10 protein-coding genes are annotated in these 8,378 nt (G+C 71.8%); 4 read left to right on the top strand and 6 right to left on the bottom strand.

Features of this window, described 5'->3' with window-relative positions:
• Positions 1-122 precede the first annotated feature (122 nt).
• Positions 123-1,319: a hypothetical protein gene (locus tag ACFWRO_RS30215; RefSeq protein WP_384515612.1), complete on the bottom strand. Its 1,197-nt coding sequence runs from the start codon at positions 1,317-1,319 to the stop codon at positions 123-125.
• Positions 1,316-2,737: a hypothetical protein gene (locus tag ACFWRO_RS30220; RefSeq protein WP_384515615.1), complete on the bottom strand. Its 1,422-nt coding sequence runs from the start codon at positions 2,735-2,737 to the stop codon at positions 1,316-1,318. Before ACFWRO_RS30220 ends, ACFWRO_RS30215 begins: the two co-directional genes overlap by 4 nt.
• 194 nt (positions 2,738-2,931) lie before the next feature.
• Here ACFWRO_RS30220 and ACFWRO_RS30225 point away from each other — a divergent pair, with 194 nt between their 5' ends.
• On the top strand, positions 2,932-3,822 hold the full coding sequence (locus tag ACFWRO_RS30225) for a Gfo/Idh/MocA family protein (RefSeq protein WP_384515618.1): 891 nt from the start codon (positions 2,932-2,934) through the stop codon (positions 3,820-3,822).
• 15 nt (positions 3,823-3,837) lie between these two features.
• Here ACFWRO_RS30225 and ACFWRO_RS30230 read toward each other — a convergent pair whose 3' ends face one another.
• Positions 3,838-4,002 (bottom strand): hypothetical protein, encoded by a 165-nt coding sequence (locus tag ACFWRO_RS30230; protein WP_384515621.1) that lies wholly within the window; start codon positions 4,000-4,002, stop codon positions 3,838-3,840.
• On the opposite strand from ACFWRO_RS30230, the gene ACFWRO_RS30235 reads away from it, so the two are divergent.
• Entirely contained in the window at positions 4,001-4,363 is a 363-nt protein-coding gene (locus ACFWRO_RS30235) for a hypothetical protein (RefSeq protein WP_384515624.1), read from the top strand. The two genes, ACFWRO_RS30230 and ACFWRO_RS30235, sit on opposite strands and share 2 nt — an antisense overlap.
• 4 nt (positions 4,364-4,367) lie before the next feature.
• Here the strand turns inward: ACFWRO_RS30235 and ACFWRO_RS30240 are convergent, their stop codons facing one another.
• On the bottom strand, positions 4,368-4,727 hold the full coding sequence (locus ACFWRO_RS30240; protein ID WP_384515627.1) for an arsenate reductase family protein: 360 nt from the start codon (positions 4,725-4,727) through the stop codon (positions 4,368-4,370).
• A gap of 148 nt (positions 4,728-4,875) precedes the next feature.
• Here ACFWRO_RS30240 and ACFWRO_RS30245 point away from each other — a divergent pair, with 148 nt between their 5' ends.
• Positions 4,876-5,151 carry a hypothetical protein gene (locus tag ACFWRO_RS30245; RefSeq protein ID WP_384515630.1) on the top strand — a complete coding sequence of 92 codons (276 nt, stop codon included), beginning with the start codon at positions 4,876-4,878 and terminating at the stop codon, positions 5,149-5,151.
• Positions 5,152-5,207: 56 nt separating this feature from the next.
• Here ACFWRO_RS30245 and ACFWRO_RS30250 read toward each other — a convergent pair whose 3' ends face one another.
• Positions 5,208-6,020 carry an excalibur calcium-binding domain-containing protein gene (locus ACFWRO_RS30250; RefSeq protein WP_384515632.1) on the bottom strand — a complete coding sequence of 271 codons (813 nt, stop codon included), beginning with the start codon at positions 6,018-6,020 and terminating at the stop codon, positions 5,208-5,210.
• A gap of 207 nt (positions 6,021-6,227) precedes the next feature.
• Positions 6,228-7,637, bottom strand: a complete 1,410-nt coding sequence (glnA, locus tag ACFWRO_RS30255; protein WP_384515634.1) for a type I glutamate--ammonia ligase — start codon at positions 7,635-7,637, stop codon at positions 6,228-6,230.
• A 223-nt stretch (positions 7,638-7,860) separates the two neighbouring features.
• On the opposite strand from glnA, the gene ACFWRO_RS30260 reads away from it, so the two are divergent.
• On the top strand, positions 7,861-8,328 hold the full coding sequence (locus ACFWRO_RS30260) for an RDD family protein (protein WP_384515637.1): 468 nt from the start codon (positions 7,861-7,863) through the stop codon (positions 8,326-8,328).
• Positions 8,329-8,378: the final 50 nt, after the last annotated feature.

Raw genomic sequence — 8,378 nt, forward strand, 5'->3', positions numbered from 1 at the left:
CTGCTGCGGGGAGCGTGCTGCGGCTCGCGACGCTGCGAGAGCTGCGGTGTGTGTGTCTGTCTGCGCGCAGCTTGGCAACACGGGATTTCCCGGTCGTTGCCCGAATGTGAACCCCGTGTTACTCAGCTTTCCTGTGATTCACGGACCCGCCGTGCGGTGGCGTGGACGTCGAGCAGCGACGCGAATCCGGCGTTCTCGACCCGCCGCACGAGCTCGGCGTACGAGGTTCCCAGCGCCTCGGCCGTCCGGCCCAGGTGCCAGTCGCTGTCCGCGAGCCGGCGCAGCAGATGGCCGCGCCGGATCTGGTTCTCGGAGAGCCGGAAGGTCTTCAGGTACACCGTCCGGCCCTTGTGGTCGGCGATCAGCTCGCCGATGTGCTGCTCCTGACCGCCCCGCAGGAACGGCGGGAGGAACCGGTACAGGTCGTACGAATCCATCCGATACACGCGCTCGTAGGAGTACGAGGTCTCCAACAGGTCGCGGGCCATGAGCCCGTCGTGCGCCTCCGCCCACGACCGTTCCTGCGCCCGGGCCGCCGCCCGCAGATCCGCGAGCGTGCGGACGGAGCCCGCCCCGTCCCGGATGCGGGCCGTGAACTCCGGCACCTCGGCGCCGTAGAAGGCGTACTGGTGGATCAGCTCCCCGTACAGGTCCTCGATCAGCGTCGGGTGGAGCGCGCGGTAGTCCCGCGGGTGGGGCACGACGAACGCGGCGGCCAGGCTGTCGGCGACGTACAGCATGAGCCCGCACTGCCCCGGGTGGATCTCGAAGATCCGCAGCGCCTCCGCGAGCCCCGGCACGCTCCACCCCGCGTACGCCGCCTCGGCGCGCGCCGAAAGCCCCTGGCGGACCGCCTGCTGGGACCACTCCTCCCAGACGACGGACGGGCCGCCGAAGTGGAGCGCCAGATAGCCCTCAAGGGCGAGGTGCAGGGGCAGGAAGCGCAGCCGCTTCTCCGCCTGCCCGTCCTTGCGGCGGCGCTTGGCGAGCCGGTGGTGGTGGGTACGGCGCACGGGAACGGCGGGCGGCTCGTCGGCCCCGAGCCGGGTGCCGTACGCGGCCGCCTCGCGCTCCTCCCCGGACCAGTCCGCGACGAAGCCGTGCGGGATGTACGAGGTGTACGTCGTACGGTCCCCGAGGTCGACGGAGTCCCAGCCGGTGTCTCCGTACGGCTGGGGTCCGGACGCCTGGGATCCGTACACCTGGCGGTGGAGCCGCAGCCCCTCCACCGGCTCCGCCCGCACCAGCGGCACGAGCCGCACCCCGCCCCACACCTGCGCGGGGCGGACCTCCAGACCGGTCAGATCGATCCGGGTCACCGTCGCGCCTCCTTCAGGAACAGCTCCACCCGCCGGTCCAGATAGGCCAGCAGCTCCACGAGCCCCGTCCGCCCCTCCGCGAACTGGGCGACCTCCACGAGCGCCGCCAGGTCCTCCGCGTCCCGGATCCCGGCCGTCGGCACGCTCGGCGCGAGCCGGCGCACGTCGAACCCGTCCGCGTCGTATACGGGGTTCACATGGACGGCGCTCGTCCGGCGCTCCGGGTCGAGCCGGGTCCGCCAGACGCGCAGCACCTCGCCCGCGAGGCCCGGCGGGGCGTTGTCCCAGCCGTCCGAGACGATCACCAGGCGGTCGGGGGCGCGGCCGTCAGGGCTCTCCAGCGCGTCGAGGATCCGCGTCCCGAGCGGGGTCGGCCCCCAGGGGCGTACGAGCAGCGGATCGGTGCCGCCCGAGGTCCAGTGCGCGGTGTACGCCCCCGGCGCGGCGAGCGCGCCGAGAAGGAAGTGGCAGCCCAGGGCCACGGCCAGCGGCCGGCGCCGCTTCACGGCCGAACCGGAGGCGGAGTAACTGTCGTCGAGCACCGCGGCGACCCGCCCCCACGTCCCGGCGTACGGCCCCGCCACGCGCTGCGCCGCTGCCCGCAGCGCACCCGTCAGCTCCTCGCGCCGCGCGACCCTCTCCCCGAAGGGGAGGGAGAGGACGTAGAGCGCGAGCCTGGTCAGCGGCATCACGGTCAGGTCGCGCGCCCGCTCCGTCCGCAGCCGCTCGAGACGGGTCATCCGGGGCGCGATCCGCTCCAGGAACACCTCGCGCGGTACGCCGTGCCGGGCCGCGAACCCCTCGGCGACGGTGAACGGCAGCTCGTACAGCGCCCGCTGCTCGTAGTGGGCGCGCCGGAACGCGTCCAGGTAGGGGTGCTCGTAACGGACCCGGCGACCGGGCGCGAAGAGGAAGTCGCCGCACTCGGGCTCGGGGAGGGGGAGGTGGGTGTGGCGGGCGGTGGCCTTCAGACCCGACCGGTACTTGACGGCGTCATGGCCGAGGTCGGCGCGGCCGGCCAGCCAGTCGCGGACGATCGCGCGCGTGCGGCGGTTGTTGACCTTGGCGGCGCGCAGGGCGCGGAAGAGCCGGTAGACCCGCTGCGGGGGCAGCGCGGCGAGCCGGGCGGCGATCAGCCGCCCCTCCGCCCGCTTCTCGTCCGCCCCACCGGCCTCGCCGGCGGTGCGCAGCAGCTGCTCGACGATCGTGGCCGCGTTGTGGTCGTTGATGTCGAGCGCGAGCGCGGCGGCGTACACGGGGCGGTAGTTGACGCGGACGTACTCGTGCAGGAAGGCGAGCGAGAGCCGCTGCTCCCCGGCGGACGAGCGGAACTCCCGCTGGCCGGTGGAGGTGACGGCGGCATTCACGAAGAGCAGGACGTCCTCGGCGGCGATGAGGTCGGCGTACGTCTCCGTCATGGGGTCCTCGCAGGGGTGGGGTCGCCGGCCGGGGAATGGGGGAGCGAACAGCGAAAACGTTGCTTCAAAGGCAGGTCCCGGAAGTCGCACCGGAGTCCCGCGGCCGGCGGATGCAACGTAACACCGGGGGAGGCCGCCGACGCCACCGGATTTCCGCCGGGGGCGTTGTCGGAGGGACACGGCAGACTGGCCCCATGAAGATGCGCATCGGACTCCTCGGCACGGGCCCCTGGGCCGCACGGACGCACGCGCCGGCGCTGGCCGCGCACCCCGGTGTCGAGTTCGCCGGCGTCTGGGGCAGGAGGCCCGAGGCCGCGGCCGAACTGGCGGCCACCTTCGGCACGACGGCGTACGACGACGAGGAGGACCTCCTCGAGTCCTGCGACGCGATCGCCTTCGCGCTGCCCCCGGACATCCAGGCCCCGCTCGCACTCCGGGCGGCGGCGATGGGCTGCCATCTGCTCCTGGACAAGCCGGTGGCGACGACGGTCGAGGCGGCGCGGGACGTCGCCGGCTTCGCGGACGTGGGCGGGGTCGCCTCCGTCGTCTTCTGCACGCTCCGCTTCGCGGAGCCGACGGCCCGCTGGATCGACGAACAGGCGGCGGCGGGCGGCTGGTTCCTGGGCGAGGCGCACTGGCTGGGCTCGCTCTTCGCGCCCGGCTCCGAGAGCGCGTACGCGGCCTCGCCGTGGCGGCGAGAGAAGGGCGGCCTGTGGGACGTGGGCCCGCACGTCCTCTCGGCGTACCTCCCGATCCTCGGCGACGTCACCGAAGTGACCGCCGTCCGGGGCCCGGCGGACACCCACCACCTGGTCCTGCGCCACACCTCGGGCGCGAGCAGCACGGCGACACTGACCCTCTCCGCGCCCCCGGAGGCGGCGGAGGCCGCCCTCACGCTGTACGGCGAACGGGGCCGGGTGGAACTCCCTCGCTGGGACGGTGCGGTGGACGCGTACGGCCGGGCGATCGACGCCCTGATCGAGTCGGCCCGGACGGAGAAGCCCCACCCCTGCGACGCCCACTTCGGCGCCCGCCTCACGGAGATCCTCGCCCAGGCGGAGGCCCAGGTGACGTCCGCTCCCTGATCCAAACGAAAGGCCCTACCCCCGTTGCTCCTCCGGGGCCATGAGCTCCCGTACGCCCGTCAGGAACCGCCGTACGGCATCCACCTCGCCCGCGTCGAACTCCCGCAGCAGGGCCACCGTTCCGTCGATCAGCGGGCCGAAGGAGGCCCGGCCGAGTTCCTTGCTCCGCGCCCTGCCCATGCTGCTGCGCCCCACGCCCGCCCGGACCGACGCGTTCCTGCGCTGGGAGACGGGCGGCGGCGCCGAACTCGACCCTCGCGGGAGGCAGCTGCTCGCGTCGGCCGCCTACTTCCCGGGCACCCGCCCGGTCACCGGCCCCCGCCCGACCCCCGCCGACCTCGCCGCCCTGAAGCCGCCGACGCTGCTCCTCCTCGCCGAGCGGAGCCGGGCCCACGACAGCGCCGAGGTCGCCGCCCGGGCAAGGGCCACCGTCCCGCACGTGGAGACGGCGACGCCGGCCGGTGCCACGCACCACACGCTGCCGGCGGGCGCGCCGCCGGAGACGTACGAGCGCGTCGCGGCCTTCCTGACGACCGCGTGACCCGTCAGCGGGACAGCGCGTCCCGTACCGCCTCATCCGTCCGTCCCACCACGGCCGTACCGTCGTCGGCGGTGATGATCGGCCGCTGGATGAGCTTGGGGTGGGCGGACAGCGCCTCGATCCACCGCTCACGGCTCGCCTCGTCGCGCGCCCAGTCCTTCACACCCAGCTCCTTCGCGACCGCCTCCTGCGTCCGCGTGATGTCCCACGGTTCGAGCCCGAGCCGCTCCAGGACGCCCCTGATCTCGGCCGGGTTCGGTACGTCCTCCAGATAGCGCCGCACGGTGTACTCGGCGCCCTCCTCGTCGAGCAGATGCAGCGCGCCACGGCACTTGGAACAGGCGGGATTGATCCAGATCTCCATGGCCCCAACGGTACCCGGCGCGCGCCCCTCCAGTACCCCTCAAACCCGGTCTGAACAGGGGCGATTGTCAGTGGGGGCGCCTAAAATAGGGGGTGAAGGTGAGGGTCCCGGGGAGGGCCCGCACCCCGCATTCGCCAGGAGGTCGCCCATGGCACTCGCCGTGATCCGGACACCGTCCCTCGAACCCTGGAAGCCCCTCCAGAAGCAGCCGCTCCCCGCGGGCCGCCCCCGCGAGTGGTACGTGAGCCACAACCGCCGCCTGAAGGCCATGCGCCTCGCGATCGTCCTGCTCGACGCGGGCGTTCACGACCCGGCGCGGGCGAGCAACGAGAAGATACGCACGACGGCGGAGCTCACCGGCATCCACCCGCCCTCGGACACCACCTGCCGAATGGTCCGCGCCCTGATCCGCTACGGCCGCTGACCCGAGACGCACGACCGAGGCCCCGGAGAGCACCCGCCCTCCGGGGCCTCGCCTTCTCACTCGCAGCCGACGCCGTCCCCGTCGCGGTCGAGGTGCCGTCCGTAGCCCGGGTCACCTCTGTGGATCGGATCGGCCCCGGCGGCTCGCACGGCGGTGCAGTTCTTGTAGTACACATTGTCCGGCTCGTCCCGCGTGGGCTCCGGAGCCGGGGTCGTGCGCTGGGGCTGAGGCTTGGGCTTCGGGGACTCCGTCGGCTTCGGCTTCGGCTTGGGGCGCAGTGCGGTCCCGGTGGTCGCGGGGCACTTCGTACCCGGCGCCACCAGATCGACGTTCGGGTCCGCGGACGCGGGCACGAGCCGAGCGCCCGCCGCCGGACCCTGGAAGCAGACGATCCAGGTCGCGTGGTTCGCGGGCAGGCTGACATCGGCGTACGCACTGCCCGCCCGCAACTCCCCGTCGACCAGGGCCTCCACGGCGGCCTCCGCCTCCGAGAACGCCTTGCCGACGACGTCCGGCATCACGAGCTCCGGGCTCGGCGACGGCGTGGCGGTGGTCGGCGTGGAGGTCGGCGTCGGCGTGGGGCTCGCCGATGCCGAGGCCGCAGCCTTCGCCTTGGCGTCGTCCTTCTCCTCCGCCGGCGGATCGCTGAGGAACGCGAGCAGGAACCACACCCCCGAGAGCACGGTGGCCACGACCTTCTTCGTCTGGCTCCACGGGCTCAGCCAGGCCAGCGCGATGCCGGCGGGCGGCAGCAGGACCAGGGCCACGATGATCACCGCCGGATGCTGCCACCAGCGCCGCCGCACCGGCGGGGGCGCCTGGGATCCGTAGGGGTTCGGGTACGGCTGAGCGGGCTGGTTCGGGTACATGGGAGCTCCTGGCGGCAGGGACGCTCGATGGGCGGCGAGCGGCGAGCGGCGATGGAATGCGGTGGAATCGTAAACTCCATGTGAAGGCCACCGCACAGGACTTGCACAAACCGAGACCGGGAAAACGCCGAGGCCCCGCCACTCCGGAAGGAGCGGCGGGGCCTCGGTCGAGCGGCCGGAGGGTCGGGGCGGGCCCGACCGTGCGGTCTAGATGTCGAAGTAGAGCTCGAACTCGTGCGGGTGCGGGCGCAGCTGGATCGGGGCGATCTCGTTCGTGCGCTTGTAGTCGATCCAGGTCTCGATCAGGTCGGAGGTGAAGACACCGCCGGCCTGCAGGTACTCGTTGTCCGCCTCCAGGGCGTCGAGGACCGCCGGGAGCGAGGTCGGGACCTGCTGGACGTTCGCGTGCTCCTCGGGAGCCAGCTCGTACAGGTCCTTGTCGATCGGCTCGGCCGGCTCGATCTTGTTCTTGACGCCGTCGAGGCCCGCGAGCAGCAGCGCCGAGAAGGCGAGGTACGGGTTCGAGGACGGGTCCGGCGCGCGGAACTCGACGCGCTTGGCCTTCGGGTTCGAGCCCGTGATCGGGATGCGCATGGCGGCGGAGCGGTTGCGCTGCGAGTACACCATGTTGACCGGGGCCTCGAAGCCCGGGACCAGGCGGTGGTACGAGTTCACCGTCGGGTTGGTGAAGGCGAGCAGCGACGGGGCGTGCTTGAGGATGCCGCCGATGTAGTAGCGGGCGGTGTCCGAGAGGCCCGCGTAGCCCGTCTCGTCGTAGAACAGCGGGTCGCCGTTGGCCCAGAGCGACTGGTGGACGTGCATGCCCGAGCCGTTGTCGCCGAAGATCGGCTTCGGCATGAAGGTCGCGGTCTTGCCGTTGCGCCAGGCGACGTTCTTCACGATGTACTTGAAGAGCATCAGGTCGTCGGCCGCGGCGAGCAGCGTGTTGAACTTGTAGTTGATCTCCGCCTGGCCGGCCGTGCCGACCTCGTGGTGCTGGCGCTCGACCTGGAGGCCGACGTTCTCAAGCTCCAGGGAGATCTCCGCGCGCAGGTCGGCGAAGTGGTCGACCGGCGGGGCCGGGAAGTAGCCGCCCTTGTAGCGGACCTTGTAGCCGCGGTTGTCCTCGGTCGCACCGGTGTTCCAGGCGCCGGCCTCGGAGTCGATGTGGTAGAAGCCCTCGTTGGCCGTGGTGTTGAAGCGCACGGAGTCGAAGACGTAGAACTCGGCCTCGGGGCCGAAGTACGCGGTGTCGGCGATGCCGGTGGAGGCGAGGTACGCCTCGGCCTTCTTCGCGATGTTGCGCGGGTCACGGCTGTACTGCTCGCCCGTGATCGGGTCGTGGATGAAGAAGTTGATGTTCAGCGTCTTGTCGCGGCGGAACGGGTCCAGGCGGGCCGTCGACAGGTCGGCGCGCAGCGCCATGTCGGACTCGTGGATGGCCTGGAAGCCGCGGATCGACGAGCCGTCGAAGGCCAGCTCGTCGGACGGGTCGAACGCCGTCGCCGGGATCGTGAAGTGCTGCATCACTCCCGGAAGGTCACAGAAACGGACGTCGACCATCTTGACGTCATTGTCCTTGATGAACTTCTTGGCCTCGTCGGCGTTCTGGAACATCCAACTCCTCCTACTCCCGGCCCGGGGAGGGGCGGGGTTGCAAGCTCGTTTTGTGCGGCCAGTGCGGTGGCACACGCTGGACCCGACCATAGGCAGGGGGGATTTCTCAAGCGTGACCCATTTGTTTCGCCCAAGTTAACCGGCCCGGGTGCGGGTCCGCTCCTCGGCGCTCCCCGGCCACCCGGGCCGAACTGATCAAAAACGGGCACAGTACCGTGGACGCGTGGACAACAGGGAAGCACTCGGATCATGGCTGTCCGGCCCCCGCGCGGCGGCCGAGAACGCAGGCGTCGACTTCGGTTACCGCGGTCAGCAGCTCGGGCTCCCCGAGGAGGGACCTGGTTCGATCGCCCGCCCCGGCCGCCGGATCGGAGCCCTCGTGGTCGACTGGGCCCTCTGCATGGTGATCGCATACGGCCTGGTCACGGACGGCTACAGCCAGGCGACCGGCAACTGGGCGCTCGTCATCCTGCTGGTCCTGAGCGTCCTTACGGTCGGCACCATCGGCTCCACCCCGGGCAAGCGGATCTTCGGCCTCCGGGTCGCCTCGGTGACCGGCGGCCGGCTCGGCATCCTGCGCGTGCTCCTGCGCAGCGTGCTCGTCTGCCTCGCCATCCCGGCCCTCATCTGGGACCGCGACGGCCGCGGCCTCCACGACCGCTTCTCCGGCGCCGTCCAGGTCCGGATCTGAGAATTACGAAACACCAAGAAGGGGCGCCCCGGAACCGATCGGTTCCGGGG

The organism is Streptomyces sp. NPDC058579, assembly GCF_042718575.1.
Lineage (GTDB): Bacteria > Actinomycetota > Actinomycetes > Streptomycetales > Streptomycetaceae > Streptomyces.

Excerpts from the sequence above, each read along its gene's own strand:
- ACFWRO_RS30230 (WP_384515621.1), bottom strand. The coding sequence starts at position 4,002 with ATGGGCAGGGCGCGGAGCAAGGAACTCGGCCGGGCCTCCTTCGGCCCG.
- ACFWRO_RS30245 (WP_384515630.1), top strand. The coding sequence starts at position 4,876 with ATGGCACTCGCCGTGATCCGGACACCGTCCCTCGAACCCTGGAAGCCC.
- glnA (WP_384515634.1), bottom strand. The coding sequence starts at position 7,637 with ATGTTCCAGAACGCCGACGAGGCCAAGAAGTTCATCAAGGACAATGAC.
- ACFWRO_RS30235 (WP_384515624.1), top strand. The coding sequence starts at position 4,001 with ATGCTGCTGCGCCCCACGCCCGCCCGGACCGACGCGTTCCTGCGCTGG.
- ACFWRO_RS30240 (WP_384515627.1), bottom strand. The coding sequence starts at position 4,727 with ATGGAGATCTGGATCAATCCCGCCTGTTCCAAGTGCCGTGGCGCGCTG.
- ACFWRO_RS30250 (WP_384515632.1), bottom strand. The coding sequence starts at position 6,020 with ATGTACCCGAACCAGCCCGCTCAGCCGTACCCGAACCCCTACGGATCC.
- ACFWRO_RS30225 (WP_384515618.1), top strand. The coding sequence starts at position 2,932 with ATGAAGATGCGCATCGGACTCCTCGGCACGGGCCCCTGGGCCGCACGG.
- ACFWRO_RS30220 (WP_384515615.1), bottom strand. The coding sequence starts at position 2,737 with ATGACGGAGACGTACGCCGACCTCATCGCCGCCGAGGACGTCCTGCTC.